Below are 19993 nucleotides of genomic sequence, written 5' to 3'. Positions count from 1 at the left end.
AAAGAGCGGTTAATTAACCACTCTTTTTTATTATTGATGATAAGTTTCTAAGAAGCGTGCTAATTTACCAATGGCTTCCTCTAATTGACCTGCATAAGGGAGCGTTACAACACGGAAGTGATCTGGTGAGTGCCAGTTAAACCCTTTACCATGTACGAGAAGCACTTTCTCTTTACGTAGTAAATCGAGTACAAATTTTTCATCACTATGAATATTGAATTTTTGGATGTCGAGTTTCGGGAACATATACATTGCCCCCATTGGTTTTACACAGCTAATACCCGGGATTTGAGTCAGTAATTCGTAGGCTTTATTACGTTGTTCAAGTAAACGACCGCCAGGTTGAATAAACTCATTAATGCTTTGATAGCCGCCTAATGCGGTTTGAATGGCGTGCTGCATTGGTACGTTGGCACATAAACGCATCGACGCCAGCATATCTAAGCCTTCAATATAGCCTTTTGCGTGTTGTTTTGGACCATTTAAAATCATCCAACCTTGACGGAAACCTGCAACACGATAAGCTTTTGATAATCCATTGAATGTAATGGTTAATACGTCTGGTGCAAGAGCTGCGATATGATGATGAATTGCACCATCGTAGAGAATCTTGTCATAAATTTCATCTGCAAAAATAATGAGATTATTTTCACGTGCCACTTGGATAATTTCTTCGAGTAACTCTTTGCTATAAACTGCACCAGTCGGGTTATTCGGATTGATTACCACGATAGCTTTCGTTTTGGCATTGACTTTCGCACGAATATCATCAATAGCAGGGAACCAGCCCGCTTCTTCATCACATAAATAATGTATCGCTTTTCCACCCGCTAAAGTGACAGCCGCTGTCCATAATGGATAATCTGGCATTGGGACTAATACCTCATCGCCATCATTGAGAAGTGCTTGCATGGACATGGTAATTAATTCAGATACACCATTCCCGATGTATACATCGTTTACGGTCGCATCATGAATACCTTTAGATTGATAGTATTGCACGATAGCTTTACGTGCAGAATACAAACCTTTGGAATCGCAATAACCTTGTGCAGATGGTAGGTTGCGGATCACATCAACTAAAATTTCATCAGGTGCTTCAAAACCAAATGGGGCAGGGTTGCCGATATTAAGCTTTAATATTTTGTTGCCTTCTTCTTCTAAGCGTAATGCTTCTTTGTGAACCGGTCCACGAATATCGTAGCAAACGTGTTCTAATTTGTCTGATTTTGGAAATAATCGCATTAGTAACATCCTATGATAATTAGCTTTTCATTCAAAATGACGTCTAATTTACGCTTAAATTCTTATCTTGAAAAGATTTAATAAAAAAATTTTTTGAATGTATCAAAGTGCGGTAGAATATGGGGCAATTTTTATGTATTTTATCATTTTACGATGCTCACTTTAGCACAAGCCAAATCTGCACTAATTTATCAATTTGAAGCCTTGAAAACAACTCATCGGCAACCATGCATTGCACATCTTCAGACGAAGATAACATCTAGCGTAGATCTTCTCGCGTGGATAAAAAGGCAGACGATTTATCCGCAATTTTATTTATCTTTTCGTGATGAAGCTAAAACTATAGCTGCTGTGGGTCAAGTGCGGTCATTTGTTAATGTAAATTTGGCGCAGCAATTTATCCAAGAAAATAATCTTCCGTTAGTGGGCGGGGTACAGTTTCAAGGTGAAAGCTTGTTTATTTTGCCTCAAATTTTAATTGAACAACAAAATGCTGAAACAATAATTTCTGTGTTTGTTGAAACAGACAAGTTTGATGCGGCAAAAGCGATTTTAGATACATTTGAGAAAATGGCGGCTCTTTTACCACTTAATCAATATCAATTGAAGATTGAAAACGTTGCACAGAAAGCGAATCAGGAAACTTGGTGCAATTGGGTAAATCAAGCACTTAATCTCATTCATCAAGAGGAATTGACCAAGCTGGTCTTGGCAAATGAAACGGTGTTTCATTTTCAAGGGAAGTTAAACGGAAAAGATTTTCTTGCTGCAAGCCAAGCCCAAAATAATGGTTGTTACCATTTTCTATGGGCAGATAACGCCCAAAACTGTTTTGTAGGATCGACGCCAGAACGCTTATTTGCGCGAGATAATCGTCTGTTATTTACGGAAGCCCTTGCGGGTACCGCACCTGTTAGTGATAATCTGCGTGAAAATGATGAGAGTGCGAATTGGTTACTCAATGATGAAAAAAATCTTAATGAAAATTGGCTAGTGGTTGAGGATATTTCACAAAATATCAGTCACTTAGTGGAACAAATTACCATTGATGATGTCGCATTAAAGTCATTACGAAAAGTGCAGCATTTGATTCGAAAAATGCAAGCAAAATTGACCGCACTTTGTACGGATGCCGATTTGCTGAAAGCGATCCATCCAACAGCAGCAGTGTTAGGTTTACCACAACAACAAGCGAAGAAAGCACTGGCTAAAATTGAAACCTTTGATCGTAGTTGGTATGCCGGAACATTAGGCGTGATGAGCCAAAATCTTTCGGAATTTTGTGTCACTATTCGTTCGGCTTTTATTGAAGTAAATAAAGTGCGTGTATTTGCTGGAGCAGGAATTGTTGATGGCTCAAAGCCGCTAGAAGAGTGGTTTGAAATTGAACGTAAAGCAGCAGGGCTTATTTCCCTGTTCGCAGAAAATAACGGAGAATAAGAGGAATGTCTGTAAGCGTATTTAATCGTTGTTGGTCAAAAGTGATCTTAGAAACGTTAGTCCGCCAAGGGGTGAGTCATTTTTGTATTGCGCCAGGTTCGCGTTCAACACCTTTAACACTGGAGGCGGTACGTTTACAAAAAGACTCTCGCGTAACGTGCCATACTCATTTTGATGAACGTGGTTTAGGTTTTTTTGCTTTAGGAATTGCGAAAGCGACACAATCACCTGTTGCAGTGATCGTGACATCAGGTACCGCTGGTGCAAATTTATATCCTGCGGTTATTGAAGCTCGTCAGACTGGCGTGAATTTAATTATTCTTACCGCCGATCGTCCACCTGAATTATGGGAATGTGGAGCTAACCAAGCCATCTTACAACAGAATATGTTTGCGGATTATCCCGTAGCAAGCGTAAATCTACCAAAACCTCAAACAGATTATGCGGCGAAATGGTTGATTTCTACGTTAGAACAAGCTTGTTATAAACAAAAACAACAAGCTGGCGTTATTCATATCAATGTACCTTTTGCAGAGCCTCTTTATAATGCTCCAGAGCCAGAAATTGACAACCATCCGTGGTTAATGCCAATTCAACGTTGGTTAAGTCAGCCTAAAAATTGGGTTGCTCATCAACCGCTACAACAAGAAGTGTTTATGCATGAGAATTGGGATAGCTGGCGTACGAAACGAGGTGTGATTGTCGCAGGGCAATTAACCCCAGAACAAGCAATGGGAATTAACTCGTGGGCAAATACCATGGGCTGGATTTTGCTGACGGATATTCAATCTGGCGTAGAGCCACTTACCCCTTATGCAGATATTTGGTTAGCAAATCAAACCGTGAAGCAAAAATTGCTTCAAGCAGATATTGTAATCCAATTGGGTTCTCGTTTTATCAGTAAACGTATTAACCAATTCTTAGCGGAATTCCAAGGTGAATTTTGGGTGGTGGAGCAAAGCCAAAATGCAGTTGATCCACATCACCATACCCAAACTCGCTTTAATGCAAAAGCGCATCATTGGTTGCGTGCACATCCGCCATTGCGTCAAAAACCTTGGTTACTCGAACCTCTCGCACTTTCAAAATTCTGTGCAACTTTTATCGAGCAACAAGTCGGTGGCAATCTTAATGAAGCCTCATTAGCACATCATATTGAGCGTGTTTTACCTTACAACGGTATTTTGTTCTTAGGAAATAGCCTTTTTGTGCGCTTGGTTGATGCATTAACGAAACTACCAGAAGGTTACCCAATTTTCACCAATCGTGGTGCAAGCGGGATTGACGGTTTATTAGCAACCGCTGCGGGGATTGGTATTGGTTCGAATCAACCTGTAGTGGCGATGATTGGCGATACGTCTGCGCTTTATGATTTGAACTCTTTAGCATTATTTAAGAATGTGACTCAACCAACCATTATTTTTGTGATCAATAATAATGGTGGCGCGATCTTTGATATGTTGCCGGTTGATGAAGAGGTTAAAGAGCAGTTCTATCGCTTGCCACATAATGGTGATTTTTCACAAATTGCGAATATGTTTGGCTTGAAATACGCCTTACCTTACACCTGGGCGGATTTAAGTGCAGTGTTGAAACAGGCTTACACACGTCGCCGCGCAACCTTAATTGAAATCAAAACGAATCCTAGTGATGGTAGCGAGACTTATAAACGCTTGATTGAACAAATCAGCCATGCCGTGGTTGGTGAATAATTCATTTCCCCTCTTAAATTAGAGGGGATTTCTTTATATGGCATTATGATGAATCTGATCTTCCTCCACGGCTTACTTGGTACAAAATCAGACTGGCAAAAAGTCATCGAAAATCTACCGCACTTTCGTTGTCTCTCTCTCGATTTACCGTTTCATGGAGAGAATAAAGCTGTAGCGGTTGAAGATTTTGAGCAAACGGCTCAATTTCTTGAAAGCCAAATACAAAATCTCATAAAAGATGAACCTTATATCCTGATCGGTTATTCACTTGGTGGGCGAATCGCACAATATTATGCACTACATGCTCAAGTGCAAAAAGGCAATTTACAAGCAGTGATTTTAGAAGGGGCGAATTTAGGTTTGCAGTCTGAGCAAGAGAAACAAAGCCGTTTAATTAATGACAAAATGTGGGCGGAGCGTTTTTTCCATGAAAAGCCTGCAACCGTGCTCGAGGATTGGTATCAGCAACCTGTGTTTTCTCATTTAAATGCACAGCAACGTAAGGCGTTAATTGAAAAGCGAAAAGCGAATTGCGGGGCAAATATTGGTAAGATGCTATTAGCAACGAGCCTTGCCAAACAGCCTGATTTTCGAGAGAAAGTGCGGTCAAGTTTGCTGCCATTTTTCTATTTTTGCGGTGAGCGAGATCAAAAGTTTCGTCAAATGGCAGAGGATAATCAACTTGATTTAACGCTTATCCCTCATGCAGGACATAATGCTCATTTAGAAAATTCAACATATTTTGCGAAAAAAATTGAAGATATCATTTTAAAAATCGCTAATCCTTAAGTCCTAAACAACAAAAAAGCTGATGCGTAAACATCGGCTTTTTGTCTTTTAAATGTAGAGAGGGCTTAACTTTCAGCAATTCCCATCGCACAAACAGCAGCCGAACTCCATGCCCATTGGAAGTTGTAGCCACCTAACCAGCCGACAACATCTAATACTTCACCGATAAAATAGAGACCTTTAGTCTTTGTCGCCTCCATGGTTTTAGATGAGATTTCATGAGTATCAACACCACCCATTGTGACTTCAGCCGTTCGGTAGCCTTCAGTGCCATTAGGAATAAATTGCCAATTGTGGATTAAATTCTCTAGATTTTCTAACCGCACTTTACTTAAGTTCGCAATCACTTCATCTTGAATCATGCCTTGTTCTAACCAAAGCTCGACTAATTTTTTCGGTAATAAGCGACTTAATACGGTTTTTAACTGCAATTTTGGCGAAGATTGACGCATCTCATCTAGGTGATGGCGAATATTGTTATAAGGCAATAAATCTAAATGAATGCTTTCACCAGGTTGCCAATAATTGGATATTTGTAAAATAGCAGGACCCGATAAACCGCGATGGGTGAATAGCATTTGATGAGTAAAGGTTTTGTGCTGATTCGTTGCAGCCACATCTAATGAAACGCCAGAGAGTGCCGAGTAGAATTTGTCACTTTCTCGCCATGTGAATGGCACAAGGCTTGCACGCGGAGGAATCACATTTAACCCAAATTGTTCTGCAATTTGATAACCAAAAGGCGAAGCACCCAATCCAGGCATAGAGAGCCCGCCCGTGGCGATAATCAAATTCTGACATTGCCATTCAACTGCATTTACCTTTAATTTAAACCGCACTTTAGGGTTGTTTTCAACCGCTTCAACATCGCTCACTTCGCTGCGTAGTTGAATGCTAACACCATATTTGTCACATTCCGTTCCGAGCATCTTCACAATGTCTTCTGAACCGTTATCACAAAATAACTGACCTAATTCTTTTTCGTGGTAAGGAATATTGTACTCAGCGACTAAAGCAATAAAATCCCATTGTGTATAACGTTTTAAGGCAGATTTGACGAAGTGTTTGTTTTGGCTGATATAACGGCCAGAGTTGATTTCCATATTGGTGAAATTACAGAATCCACCGCCAGACATTAAAATTTTTCGACCAATTTTTTTACCGTTATCAAAAATGGTGACTTGTTTGCCAAGTTTGCCTAACTGTGCGGCACAAAATAAGCCGGCAGCACCGGCGCCAATAATAATATTTTCTGAATAGCGACTCATAATTTATTGTGATACTTGCCCTTTTTCAAAATAGTCTATCATTTTGATTCGTTGGATGACAGTACGGCGATCCACGGCAGCATTACCTGAATCTAATAATTGCTGCCAATAGGCTTTGGATTGTTCGGGTTGATGATTTTTAAAGGTCTCAGTCGCTAATAACGTGAGAACTGAAATTTCATTTTTATCCTGTTTTAAGGCTTCATCCATTATTTGTTGGATTTGTGGTGTGATATTTTGACCTGCTTGATAATAAAGTGCAGTCGCTTTTAGGCCTAAAATAGCGGGTGTTGTCCCAGAGATTTTTTCTGCATTACTATAGGCGATGAGCGCATGATCAAATTCATCATTTTGCATATAGGCATCACCTAGCTGAGCCCAAAGCTCAGGATTATTCACATCTTCTCGAATTTTATTTTGAATTTTGAGCACCATATCTTCTTTTTGATGCACCATTGATGTATCTGCTTTTTTGTTGGCAAGCTCAAGCATCTCTTTTTCGCCTTGTTGAACACGCTCAAAACGCTCAAGGGAGAAGTAATAACTTAAAGGAAGAATCAATAAGATTGCAAAGACCCAAATCGCGGATTTAGTTTCAAATTTGACCGCACTTTTTTCTTCTTTAGGGGCAGTATGAGGTTGATTTGCGAGTTGTTTTGGCTCGCCTTCTGATTTTTTAGTAGAAAATAAAATTAACGCAAACGCACCAATTAATAACAAAATAGGCAATAGCCAGAGTAGTGCCGTATTCCACTGGAAAGGTGGCTTATAGTTCACGAAATTACCGAAACGAGCTGTCATCGTGTCGATAATTTGCTGATTGGTTTTTCCTTCATCTACCATTTTATAGACTTCAATACGTAAGTCATAAGCAATCGGTGAATTGGACTCAACTAAGTTTTGATTCTGACATTGTGGGCAACGTAAGGATTTTGCCAGTTCAACAGCTCGAGTGCGATCGGCTTGGTTTTTAAACGCATAGGTGTCGACCATTTCTGCATGAGCAAAAAGGGCAAACGTCAGTAAAAGTGCGGTCAGAAATCGGGTTAATTTTTTCATTTTACTTTTTAGTTAATCCATCAAGTTTTGGTTTGATCTCAGTGAGCCATGTTTCGCGATCCATATAGCCAGAATGACGATAACGGATCATGCCGTGTTCATCGACAACATAGGTTTCTGGCGCACCATCTACGCCCAATTGCATCGCAAATTCACCACGGCTATCGTCAATAGTGAGTATAAATGGATTGCCCATGCGCTCTAGCATCGCAATGCCATTTTGAGGTTTGTCACGATAATCGATGCCCACAATGGGCACTTCTTTTGAAATTTCCATCAAAAGAGGGTGTTCCTGTTGGCAATAGCCACACCAACTTCCCCACACATTAAGCAGAAAAGGTTTCTTTGGGAAATCTCTTGGGCTGACAATTTGACTCGGTTCAAGCAAATTCGCTTGATAGAATTCTGGCACAGGCTTATCAATGAGTGCAGAAGCAATTTGTTTTGGATCTTTGTGTAAGCCAACAAAAAGCAGTAAGCAAATACTCAATAACAAAATCAGCGGTAAAAACAAAATAAACTTTTTATTCATCACGTTTTCTCTTCAAATTGATGGCTGAACATAATGCGCCAAGTGCCATTAAAATGCCTCCGAGCCATAACCAGCGAATAAGTGGTTTGTAATGTAAGCGGAATGTGAATTCACCTTTACCTAAGTTATCGCCCATAACGATATATAAATCGCCCCAAAAGCCTGCATCTAAGCCCACTTCACTCATGGTCATGGTGCGAACATCATAATAACGGCGCTCCGGTAAAATTTCAGCGTAAGGTTTGCCTTGTTTTGACACGCTAAAGAAAGCGACTTCGGCGGTAAAGTTTGGACCTATTTCATTGGAAAAACGATCGTAGTGGAATTCAAATTGGCCTAATTGTTGGCTTTGTTGTGGCGCAAGTCTAACACCTAACTCACTGCCAAAGTAACTACTCATCACGGCACCCATTGTGGCAATCGCCACGCCACAGTGTGCGAGAATCATCCCGAAATAGGCAAGTCTTACTTTTGCCCAATTTTGCCATAAGGTGACGAATAATACCCAAATAGCAAGGGTGAGTAATACATAAGCGAAGAAATGAAAGCGTAATGCGTTGTCATTTTGTAGCGTATTCCAAATCATGCCATAAGCAATCATTGCAGCAGGAATAAGTAATAACAAGCGTTTAAAAAAGCGTTTTTTATCAGATTTAAACCAGCTTAAGCAAAGTGTCGCCGCCATCGCAAAAAGCACTAAAGTGAGCAATGGCAAGAAAATGCTATTAAAGTAAGGCGCACCCACGGAAATGCTTCCCCAACTCATGGCTTGGAATAGCATTGGATAGAAAGTGCCTAAGAAGGTACTGACGGTGGCCACGGTTAATACGATGTTTAAGCCTAAAATAGCTCCGGTTTTAGAAATGAGCGGGAATTTGACCGCACTTTCATTGGTATTTGTGCGTAGGGCAAATAAACTGAGCGAGCCGACAGTCAATAAAAAGAAAATCAGTAATAGCACATAACCACGGGAGCTATCTAAAGCAAAAGCATGAACAGAGGTTAATGCACCTGAACGGACAATAAATGTGCCTAATACACTGAATGCAAAAGCGAGCAGGGAAAAGAGTATTGTCCAGTAGCTAAACATACCTTGTTTTTCCGTCACCATCAAGCTGTGTAGCAGTGCGAGTCCCAATAACCATGGCATAAGTGAGGCGTTTTCTACTGGGTCCCAGAACCACCAACCGCCCCAGCCTAATTCGTAATATGCCCACCAGGCACCGAGAACGATCCCTAAGGTTAAGAATAACCAAGAAACAAGCACCCAAGCTCGCATCGCACGTGCGATCGCTTGTGCAGAGCGATTAAAAATTAAGGCTGAAATTGACATGGCAAAGTTAACAGCAAAGCCCACATAACCCACATATAACAGTGGTGGATGGAAAATTAAGCCAATATCTTGCAGCATTGGATTGAGATCTCGTCCTTCCGAAGGGGCAGGAAACGCACGTCCAAATGGATTGGAGTAGAACAAAATAAAAATAGCAAACCCAAGACAAATTAAGCCAAGTAAAGAAAGGGTTTGTGCAGAAAAAGTGCGGTCATTTTTGCGAGAGAAAAAGGCAAAAGCCACTAACCAAAGACTTAATGTAAAAAGCCAAAATAAAATGGAGCCTTCATGTCCGCCCCAAGTGGCGGCAACTTTGAAAAATGTCGGTAGTTGAGAATTGGAGTGAGCTGCCACGTATTCCAAAGTGAAATCATCTGTTGCGAAAGAGTAGGCAAGAATACCGATTGAAACGCTCGTAAAAATACCGAAGCAATAACTTAATCCCCAAGCCGTGTTGGTGAGAGAGGGTTTATTTCGCCAAATACCAATTTGCGGCACGATAGAAAGTAAGAGCGCCGCGGTGGTGGCAAAGAGTAATGAGAGAAATCCGAGTTCGGGAAGCATAGTATTCTTCAGTATTAAAGGTTGTATTTTACAAAATAAGGTTGATTTTAAGCATGAAAAACATACGTAAAATTAACCGCACTTTAGTCTTTTAAATAAACAAAAGGCGTATTGTATACGCCTTTTGATTAAATAAGAAATTTATCCTTACGCAACGGTAAGTTGTCCGCCGTACAAGATGAAGTAACGTAAGCAGAGAACCCCGATTAAGTCGAAGATTGACACAAGGATAATAAAGTTCTTATTGTATTTTAAGCTGTCTTTTGCTGCAAGGTTCGCAAGTAGAGGAATGATGATACCAATTAAGAATACCCCAATCCAGAACACTGCACCCCAGAAGCCGGAAAGCGCATTATGCAATGCAACCACTTTCTGACCACCACCGAAGTGTAGACCAACAAAGAAACAGATTAATAAACCAAGTTCAGTCACCATAATTGGCACTTCAAATTTATGAATGAAGTGTGATTCATGGCTATCACCTTTTAATTTACCTGCAATGAGGATAAATAAGAAGGTTGCAGCGATACCTGAAGATGTACCTGAAGCCAAGAATAACGCGGGTAGAACAGGGTTATTTAACATTGGGTAACTAATCAATGCTGAAAGTAAGAAACCGGTATAAGCCCCTAGCACAGCAGCTAAGATGAATAGAATGACTTCTACAGGACCTGTTAAACGTTCTAATACATTGATAATTTTACCGACGAAACCAAGTTTTGGCATAAAACGTTGGATGAGCGCCATGATATCTTCTTTGAAGATAACCGCACACCAACATACCAAGAACAGCATATAAACTTGGAATAACATTACCCCCATAGACATTACAGAGTTAAATTGATAGTTAAACATCAATTTCCAGAATGTCCAAGGACGTGCCAAGTGAAAAATTAACAGGGTTAAACCGATTAATGTTGGCACAGAACCTAAAACGGCGGCTGCTCTGATAATCCAGTTTTTGCTAGGATTTTCTAATTTGTGACTACGTTTATAAGCAATCGCTAATTGTACCGCACCGGAAGAAATACCAAGTAAGAACAAATAGATAGCGATTGTTGAATCCCACACCAAATTAGGTGTGTGAAACGGAACAGGATAATCTAATGTCATCTTCTTGGCTCCCCGTGTTGGAATGGAATATGGTAAAGATTTGGTTGAGTACCTAATTCCACTTTCGTGCGATAAACCGGATTTTCTTTCACTTTGCGAGAAACTGCACTGCTTGGATCATTCATATCGCCAAAGGTTAATGCTTTGGTTGGACAAGCTTCTACACAAGCAGGTTGTTTGCCAGCTGCTAAGTTTGTATCGCGACAGAAGTTACATTTATCCGCAGTAAGATGCTCTGGATGAATGAAACGTACGCGATAAGGACAAACTGCGATACAGTATTGGCAACCTACACAAAGATCTTTATGCACATCTACGATACCTGTTTCAGGATCAATAAATGATGCACCGGTTGGACAAACTGCCACGCAAGGGGCGTTTGTACAATGTTGACAAGATTGACGGAAAAACTCGTATTCTTGATTTGGGAATTCGCCATAAGGTTCGCTACGGAGAATTTCCAAACGTGAAACGCCTTCAGGAACGTGGTTAGTTTCACGACAAGCATCCATACAAGCGGTACAGCCGATACAAGCTGTTTCGTCGTGTACCATTGCATAGCGTTTTGGTTTATCCGCCTTTTCCTCTTTCGCTAAAGAGGTGACTGATGTCCCCGTCATAAGGATTAATGCCCCCATGCCGGAAACAAAGTTTCGGCGTGAACAAGCTGTCATTATTTATCCTTTTGTTCGGTTGATTGCGTTTGTGATTGTGCTTCTTTTGCCGCTTTGCGTTTTTGTTGTTCGCCGTGGCAATCTACACAAAGTTTCACACGATTTTTCGGTTGAATACCTTTCATCGCATCATCTTTCGGGTGTAATGTGTGGCAGCTTGCACAAGGCAATTTCATTGCGTGAACATCGTGCGCCCAAAGTTTTTCACGAAGTTTTGCCGGTTGGTGACAAGCAAAACAAACTTGGTTTTGTTCTTGCGCGGTATACATTGGTTTTTTATCACCAAAGATATCACCTTCAAAACGCATCACATCTTTTGCTCCGCGACGGTGATCTTCCGAAATATTACCGTGACAGTTGACACAGTTGATCGGTTTACCCGTGTTAGGGCTTTTTTGATTTAAGTGAGCGCCGTGGAATTTACCAAAGTGTAATTCACCACCAGATTGATCTAAAGTTTGGTTTTTATCGACTTTGTCAAATTTGTGACATTTTGCACAATATTGGTTTGGATCACGTTGGTTATCCATTTGTGGCTCGTAAGTGAGTTGAGAGGCTGGTGTTTTAGCCATCTCTTCAGCATTTGCAGCCATTGGCAGTGCCGCAAGCATTGCAAGCAATGCAAGGGATTTTGCCGATTTGCTGATTAAAGAAGTTAAATTCATTCTGATTACCTCAAATATAGGGTTAAAAATGACCGCACTTCGACACTTTAGTTACAAAGTGCGGTTCTTTTTTTATTGTTTTGTTGCGGTATCTTCAGCTAATTTGCCATTGGCTTTCGCTTCTTTTACCCATTGAGGTACAACAGTTTCTAAGAATTCTTTTTTCGCTTTACGTTCTTTCTCGATATCGATACCCATTACTTTCCATGCTTTATCAGCTGTAGAAATATCTGGTACTTCAACCGGAGTTTTCACGCCGTGTTTAGTTAAGATTGCTGCAAGTTTAGCACGAGCATCTGCTGCTTTGTCTAAACCGGAAGCTAATACACGAAGTATTACATCTGGAGCGTGCATGTGACCACCATGGCTTGCTGCAGTGTAGTCCCAACGCCATTGAGCGTGACGGATATCCATTAAAGCAGGTTCCATTTCTTCTTTAGTTGCACCTGCATCCCATGCAGCTTTTGCTTCAAAGTGAGCACGAACAACTTGATCTTCTAAACGCCCCATTGCATCTTTCACTTCTTTTTTACGTGAAGCGACGATGTCTTTAAGTTTTTCTTTGCTTTGATCGTGACAGTTTGCACAAGTGCTATCAAATGCATCGAATGGGTTTTGGATTTGGTGATCGGTGTAAACTTTACCGTCTTTACCTTGTACTTTAGGCATGTGACAGTCGATACAAGTTACGCCGTTTTTACCATGCATACCTAAAGACCAAATTTCAAAGTCAGGGTGTTGAGCTTTTAACATTGGTGCTTTAGAAAGAGAGTGAGTCCAGTCACTGAAGCCGATATCATCGTAGTATTTTTCGATGTCATCAACAGTTTGACCGTTATCCCAAGGGAAGGTTACTTGTTTTAAATCACCTGCGAAGTAGTACTCAACGTGACAGTTTGCACAGATTTCAGCACGTTTTTCAGTGCGAGCAGCTGTGTTAAAGCTTAAGTTAGCTTGTTCTTTACCTTCAGCTTTTGCTTTTGCTTGAAGTGCATTATTTAAGTGATCCAATGCACGAAGAACGTGTGGACGCGCAATACGTAATGCAGGTTTACCTTCAGCAAAGTCTTTTGATGTAGTATCGTGACAGTCTGCACAACCGATTGAGTTAACCACTTCAGGTCCACCTTTAGCCCATTTTGCACCAAAGTAACCATCTTCACCCCATTCTGCAATTAAACGAGGAACGTCTGGACCTTTACAAGTCCAACATGCCATTGGTTGAGGGCCATCATTTGCATTTTTGGGCGCACCAGTACGTAAAATATTACGTACATCTTCTACTGCATAAACGTGACCACGAGGTGCGTTATATTCTTTTGCGAAAGAATAGCCCCCCCATAACACGATTAAACGAGGATCTTGTTCATTAGCATAGATGATTTTGTCGCCTTTTTCAGTCGCTTTCCACGAATTGAATTGGCTAGGATATTTCTCAGCAAATTTTTCATTCACTGCTTCGATTTTTAAATTAGGGTTTGGTGCTTCCACAGGTTGTTCAACAGGCTTGTATACCATTTCAGCCATCGCTGAGTTATACACACCTAAAGCTGCGAAAGAAGTGGCCAAAACAAGGCTTTTTCTCAATGCGTTCACGATAATCACTCCATTAGGAAAGAATAAAAAAACAATTTTAAATGCAAACAATTCCTATTAAGTTTTTGAATTCACTCATAAAAATAGTTCAGTGCAAGCATAAGATACCAAAAAGTAGTAGTTTTTCTAAGGTTATCTTCCAAAAGTTTGAGGTTGATCAAACTTTAAAATAAAAATACTTCTAAAGAGGTATGAAGGGATTAGAAAAGTGGTAGGTGAGTTGCATATTATAGAGAAAAAAGTGCGGTCAACTTTTACATTGTTTTTGACTTATATAAAGACGATTCCATGCTCATTATTACTGACTTTGACCTAATTTTAATGAGCATTCTTTTTACGCAAACGATACCTTGTATAGAAAATGTAAATTTCTTGTGAAAAATGGTATAAAAAGTGATTATTTTCTTGATCTTATAGATGAGTCAGCTATACTCCCGGAACCTTATTTTTACCCATCTTATTCTATTGTTTGTTGGGATGTGATGAATACCTAAATCTATTTAGCTTGGGATAACTTTTTTATGAACAAAATATTTAAGATCATTTGGAACAAAACGACACAATCTTTCGTTGTGACATCAGAATTAGCGAAAGGAGCTGTAAAAGCTTCTTCAAACTCCGAACAACGTGTAACAAGCGAAACACGTTTATCTTCTCTTTTTAAACTTTCTGCATTTGCACTTTCTTTATCTGCAGTGATGATGCCGGGGCAAGCAAAAGTGATTGTAGGTGATGGAAACAATGCTCCTACAAATGTAGGTGGTTCTAGTATTGCTGTTGGGAATGCCGCAACATCTGCAAGCGGTGCAAATACTACCGCTATTGGTAATGGCGTAAATGGTCGTTATACAGAGAGTGTGCTGATAGGTGATCTGACAGGAACCTTTGGAACTGATGCTACTGGTTCGTCTCGTAATGTATTAATTGGAAAAAATGCACAAATTGGTAGTGGTAGTCAGAAAATTCAACAGGCAATTGCAATTGGAGCTGGGAATCTCGCAGGCGCTTCTCCAACCTATGGGAAGGGAACTCCATCAATTACTGAAGGAGCTTGGGCGCGTGGTGACCAATCTATTGCAATTGGTGGTAATGTAATTGCTTATGGTAATTCATCAATGGCTTTAGGGGGGGATGATCTTGATGCAGTTGGAGGCGTTGCTTATACGGATAATCACAAATTTATACTCTACAATAATAAAGGGATTAAAACAGGTGAGTATAATTTGAATGGGAAAAGCTTAAGAGATATCTATAAGCAAATGACCGGTGATACGATGAATAGTGGTACATATGAAAATGCGATAGCGGGTGAAGGTTCAGTTGCGCTAGGGGTACAAGCTAATTCTTCAGCCGCTTTATCTCTAGCTATTGGTACTAAATCAAAAGCAACAGTATTTGGTGCGACAGCTCTTGGTACAGGGGCAAAAGCAACAAAATTAAACTCAGTTGCATTAGGTACCGCTTCAGTTATATCTAAGGCTGGTCAGGCTTATGTAGAAAGAACAATTTTAGGTACAACATATACTTGGGCAGGTGGTGCACAAGTGGATGAAGGGGATGTGGTTTCTATTGGTGATAAAGGCTATGAACGTCAAATTATCAATCTTGCACCAGGTGATATTTCTTCAACTTCTACTGATGCAATCAATGGTTCTCAGCTTTACGCTGCATATGGCTGAAATTGAAAAAATTCGTTATTTCTCGGTTAAATCAAATGTAACAGGCAACCAGAATAATACGGGGGCCTCAGGTGTTGACTCTATTGCTATTGGGCCTAATGCAAGTACTACACCTATCGCTGTTAATTCTATTGCTGTTGGATTGAATGCTAGCACTACTCATGCAGATTCGATGGCTTTTGGAGCCAACTCAAATGCGTCTAATGAGACAACAATTGCTATCGGTGTTAATTCATTAGCAAGTGGTATAAATACCATAGCTTTAGGACAAGGGAGTAAAGCGACTGATTATTCTGCGATGGCGTTTGGCCTAGGTGCAAATTCATCAGGTAAATATTCAATTGCAATTGGCCAAGATACGAAGGCTGCGATAGAGCATTCTATCGCAATAGGTAATGAAGCCAATGCATCGCAGGCTTTTGCTATTTCTCAAGGGGCTTTTTCAGCAGCAGCTGGGCGAGAGTCGTTGGCGCTAGGTTATTGGGCGAACGCTACTCAGCGGAACGCAGTGGCAATTGGTCGCTATGCTAAAGCAATGGCAAAGGATGCGGTTGCTTTAGGTGCTGATTCGGAAGCTAACGTGAATATGTTCGATAATACAACTGGATATGCGGCATTTAAAGATGATGCTGGTGCAAGTAAAAATATTGACTTTGCAGCTAAGAAGTCTTTAATCAATGGCGCTGTTTCTGTCGGCAAGGCGGGTAACGAACGCCAAATTCATAATGTGGCAGCAGGGCGTCTTTCGCCAACTTCAACGGATGCGGTAAATGGTTCACAACTTTATACGGTATTACACAATAGTGGCTTTAACGTACAAGAAAATGGTACTTCTAAATCACGTATCAATAACAATGGTTTTGTGAACTTTGTGAATGGTACATTGACAACTGCAAACGTGACTGATAACGGTAATGGTTCGAATGTGACATTTAATGTCAACACAACAACTATCAAAACAGGCGAAGACGGCAATGCAACTGCAGCGAATCCAAACAACCTAGCAACTGCAGGTGATGTAACTACCGCAATTAATAAAGTACGTAACATGCCATTAACCTTTGCTGGTGATACAGGCACTAATGTAACACGTAAATTAGGTGAAACAGTTAAATTAGTTGGCGGTGTAACTGATGCGACTAACCTTTCTGATGGTAACATTGGCGTGGTGGCAGATGGCACTGATAAATTAGAAATTAAATTAGCTAAGGATATCAAAGTTGATAGTGTAAAAGCTGGTGATACCACAATTAATAATGATGGTTTAACTGTTAACGGTGGGCCAAGTGTTACTAAAAATGGTATTGATGCAGCTGGTAATAAAATTACCAATGTTGAAGCAGGTACCGATGACAAGGATGCAGTTAATGTTTCTCAATTAAAAGCTGCAAAAACAGAGGTTAAAGCTGGTAAAAACACAAGTGTTACACCAGAAAAAGGTGAAAATGGTCAAACTATTTACAAAATTGATGCTGTAGATACCTCTGCAAATGTGACAACCACTGATGCATTAACAGTAGAAAACAAAGGTGCGAAAGATGTCGGAGATGCTTCTGTAACGAACTATCATCTTGATTTATCTCAAAAAACAAAAGATGAGATTAAACAAGGTATGGATGCGAATACCACAGTAAGCACAAAAGGCTTGACGTTTACAGGTGATAGCAAAGAGTCTGATGTTAAGAAATTAGGCGATAAAGTTGCGATTACCGGTGACGATAATATTACGACTGAAGCGAATCCTAATGGCGTTCAAGTTAAGTTAAATAAAGATCTTAACGTTGATAGCGTCAAAGCAGGAGATACAACCATTAATAACGATGGTTTAACTGTTAACGGTGGTCCAAGTGTCACTAAAAATGGTATTGATGCAGCTGGTAATAAAATAACCAATGTTGCAGCAGGTACCGATGACAAGGATGCAGTGAATGTTTCACAATTGAAAAATGTGGAAAAAGTAGCTAATAAAGGCTGGAATTTAACTGCTAATGGTACGAATAGTAGTAATGTTGCACCTGGTGAAACAGTTGATTTAAATAACACTGATGGCAATATTCTCATTACCAAAAATGCAACAGACGACAATGTAACATTTAATTTAAATAAAACAATTAATGTGACCAATGTTAATGCTACAGGTAATGTGACAGCTGGTGATACAGTTTTAAATACAGATGGTTTGACTATTAAAGACGGTCCAAGTGTTACTAAATCTGGTATTGATGCCGCTGATAAGAAAATTAGCAATGTAGCAGCAGGTGATGTGAATGAAACATCACAAGATGCGGTAAATGGTAGCCAGCTCTATCAAACCATTAATAACCTCACGACAAAAGGTTTTGGGGTAACTGCTCAAGATGGTAATTCAGTGAAGAAACCATTAGGTGAAACGGTTGAGGTTGTTGGTAAAGATGACAATATCAGTACAGAAGTAGATGAGGGTAAAGTTAAGATTGCTTTATCGAAAGATATCAAGGTTGATAGTGTCACTGCGGGCGATACCAAAATTGATACAAATGGTTTGAAAACTGGTGATGTTACTGTTACTAAAGCGCCAATTACTGTAAATAGCACAATAGTTAATAATATTAATGATGCGATCAATCAAACAGCCGAGCAAGCCTTTAAAGCGTTAACCTTTGGTGGTGACAATGCTGCGAAGAACTTTGAGCGTCGTTTAGGTGAGCAAATTTTTGTAAAAGGTGGTGCAACAGGCACATTATCAGATAACAATATTGGTGTTGAATCTGATGGTAATGGCACATTAAACGTGAAATTAGCCAAAGATCTGAAAGACCTAGATAGTGCTGACGTTGGTGGTGTAACGATCAATGACAAAGGCATTGATATGGGTGATAAGAAAATTACTGGCTTAAAACCAGGTGAAGCTGATACTGATGCGGTAAATGTTTCACAGCTTAAGAAAGTAGAAGAGGTGGCTAACAAAGGTTGGAATTTAACAGCGAATGGTAAGGATTCTTCTAATGTGAAACCTGGCGATATCGTTGATTTGAATAATACAGATAAGAACATCAATATCACTAAAGATGGTCACAATGTAACGTTCAACTTAGCTAAAGACATTAAAGTTGATAGTGTAACCGCTGGAGATACCGTGATGAATAATGACGGTGTGAAAGTGGGTGATAATGTCGCTTTAAATAAAGATGGCTTAAAAGCTGGCGATGTGGCTGTAACGACAGATGGTATCAATGCTGGTGATAAGAAAGTAACCAATGTTCAAGATGGTGATGTAACGAGCACATCGAAAGATGCAGTAAATGGTAGTCAGTTATACGCAGTGAAAGAACTTGCGGGTAAAGGCTGGAATGCAACGGCAACGAAGAAAGAAGGCTCTACTGGTGAAGTAAGTGGTACCGAAGTTGCTAATGTAGCGCCAGGTGCGACTGTAAACTATATCGCTGGTGATAATATCAAACTTGAACAGAATGGTATTAACTTCACTATTTCTACCACAAAAGACTTGAAAGCTGGAAATGTGAATGCGAAAACGGTTAATACCACAACAATTAATCTTGGCGAAGGCGATAATTCAACGCCAATTACAGTAGTAAGTGGTAAAGATGCAGCACCGAATCTTGATGGTAAAACACCAAATCGTATGAACTTTGGTGGTGAAACTATCGCGACATTAAGTGATGGCTTAAAATTTGGTGCAAATGTAGGCGGCGTTTACAATGCGAAATTAAATAGCCAAATCAATGTGAAAGGCGCAGATAGCAACACAAACTGGAGTGAGTTTGATGGTGGCGATAATGTGATGACAAACATTGATAAGAGCGGTAATGTTCGTGTAGGTATCAAGAAAAACCTTAAAGTTGAAAGCGTAACAGCAAACAAATTCACTGCGGGTGATACGGTGATTGATAGCAATGGCGTAACCATTAAAAACGGTCCAAGCATGACTAAAAATGGTATTGATGCAGGTAATAAACAAATTACCAATGTTGCACCAGGACGCATTGCAGCAGACAGTACTGATGCGGTAAACGGCAGCCAATTACACGAAGTAAAAGCTGACATGAATAACAAGATCAACCACTTAAATGGTCAAGTGAACAAGTTAGGTAAACGTGTCAATGCAGGTACAGCAAGCGCGTTAGCGGCGTCTCAATTACCACAAGCTTACATTCCAGGTAAGAGCATGGTATCTGTGGCAGCGGGTAATTACCAAGGTCAAAATGCTGTGGCATTAGGTATGTCACGTATTTCAGACAACGGTAAAATCATTATTCGTTTAGCCGGTACTAGCGATACTCAAGGTAAAGTGGGTGTAGCAGTTGGTGCAGGTTACCACTGGTAA

At 40.1% G+C, this 19993-nt stretch carries 14 protein-coding genes; 5 read left to right on the top strand and 9 right to left on the bottom strand.

The genetic code is table 11. The annotated features are described in order from the left end of the window. Positions 1-30: 30 nt before the first annotated feature. Positions 31-1245: a pyridoxal phosphate-dependent aminotransferase gene (locus EL215_RS00170; RefSeq protein ID WP_126469417.1), complete on the bottom strand. Its 1215-nt coding sequence runs from the start codon at positions 1243-1245 to the stop codon at positions 31-33. 153 nt (positions 1246-1398) lie between these two features. Between EL215_RS00170 and EL215_RS00165 the strand changes: the two genes are divergently transcribed. Genes EL215_RS00165 through menH form a run of 3 tightly spaced genes read left to right on the top strand, consistent with a single transcriptional unit; the run spans position 1399 to position 5186 of the window. After that, on the top strand, positions 1399-2685 hold the full coding sequence (locus EL215_RS00165; RefSeq protein WP_126469414.1) for an isochorismate synthase: 1287 nt from the start codon (positions 1399-1401) through the stop codon (positions 2683-2685). 5 nt (positions 2686-2690) lie between these two features. Continuing rightward, entirely contained in the window at positions 2691-4397 is a 1707-nt protein-coding gene (gene menD, locus EL215_RS00160) for a 2-succinyl-5-enolpyruvyl-6-hydroxy-3-cyclohexene-1-carboxylic-acid synthase (RefSeq protein WP_126469412.1), read from the top strand. Between the two features lie 45 nt (positions 4398-4442). Next, a complete protein-coding gene (menH, locus tag EL215_RS00155) occupies positions 4443-5186 on the top strand; it encodes a 2-succinyl-6-hydroxy-2,4-cyclohexadiene-1-carboxylate synthase (RefSeq protein ID WP_126469410.1) in 744 nt (247 codons plus the stop codon). Between the two features lie 65 nt (positions 5187-5251). Here menH and EL215_RS00150 read toward each other — a convergent pair whose 3' ends face one another. The 8 genes from EL215_RS00150 to nrfA form a co-directional block, all read right to left on the bottom strand. Next, positions 5252-6454 carry a BaiN/RdsA family NAD(P)/FAD-dependent oxidoreductase gene (locus EL215_RS00150; RefSeq protein ID WP_126469408.1) on the bottom strand — a complete coding sequence of 401 codons (1203 nt, stop codon included), beginning with the start codon at positions 6452-6454 and terminating at the stop codon, positions 5252-5254. Positions 6455-6457: 3 nt separating this feature from the next. Continuing rightward, entirely contained in the window at positions 6458-7513 is a 1056-nt protein-coding gene (nrfF, locus tag EL215_RS00145; RefSeq protein WP_126469406.1) for a heme lyase NrfEFG subunit NrfF, read from the bottom strand. Between the two features lies 1 nt (position 7514). Next, on the bottom strand, positions 7515-8045 hold the full coding sequence (locus tag EL215_RS00140; RefSeq protein ID WP_126469404.1) for a DsbE family thiol:disulfide interchange protein: 531 nt from the start codon (positions 8043-8045) through the stop codon (positions 7515-7517). Beyond that, positions 8038-9942, bottom strand: a complete 1905-nt coding sequence (gene nrfE, locus EL215_RS00135; protein WP_126469403.1) for a heme lyase NrfEFG subunit NrfE — start codon at positions 9940-9942, stop codon at positions 8038-8040. The genes EL215_RS00140 and nrfE overlap by 8 nt, the downstream gene beginning before the upstream one ends. A gap of 147 nt (positions 9943-10089) precedes the next feature. Beyond that, positions 10090-11055, bottom strand: coding sequence for a cytochrome c nitrite reductase subunit NrfD (gene nrfD, locus EL215_RS00130; RefSeq protein ID WP_049357764.1), 966 nt, complete (start codon positions 11053-11055; stop codon positions 10090-10092). Next, positions 11052-11729, bottom strand: coding sequence for a cytochrome c nitrite reductase Fe-S protein (gene nrfC, locus EL215_RS00125; protein WP_126469402.1), 678 nt, complete (start codon positions 11727-11729; stop codon positions 11052-11054). Before nrfC ends, nrfD begins: the two co-directional genes overlap by 4 nt. Continuing rightward, on the bottom strand, positions 11729-12394 hold the full coding sequence (nrfB, locus tag EL215_RS00120; RefSeq protein WP_126469401.1) for a cytochrome c nitrite reductase pentaheme subunit: 666 nt from the start codon (positions 12392-12394) through the stop codon (positions 11729-11731). The genes nrfC and nrfB overlap by 1 nt, the downstream gene beginning before the upstream one ends. A gap of 72 nt (positions 12395-12466) precedes the next feature. Further along, complete coding sequence (nrfA, locus tag EL215_RS00115) at positions 12467-13990, bottom strand: ammonia-forming nitrite reductase cytochrome c552 subunit (RefSeq protein WP_197721746.1); 1524 nt, start codon at positions 13988-13990, stop codon at positions 12467-12469. A 521-nt stretch (positions 13991-14511) separates the two neighbouring features. Between nrfA and EL215_RS10240 the strand changes: the two genes are divergently transcribed. Then, a complete protein-coding gene (locus EL215_RS10240; protein ID WP_164757040.1) occupies positions 14512-15669 on the top strand; it encodes an ESPR-type extended signal peptide-containing protein in 1158 nt (385 codons plus the stop codon). Next, a complete protein-coding gene (locus EL215_RS00100) occupies positions 15662-19993 on the top strand; it encodes a YadA-like family protein (protein ID WP_164757039.1) in 4332 nt (1443 codons plus the stop codon). Before EL215_RS10240 ends, EL215_RS00100 begins: the two co-directional genes overlap by 8 nt.

It is taken from the genome of Haemophilus parainfluenzae, from assembly GCF_900638025.1.
Lineage (GTDB): Bacteria > Pseudomonadota > Gammaproteobacteria > Enterobacterales > Pasteurellaceae > Haemophilus_D > Haemophilus_D parainfluenzae_J.
The sequence above is the reverse complement of the archived record's forward strand: the minus strand, read 5'-3'. Positions and strand labels throughout refer to the sequence as shown.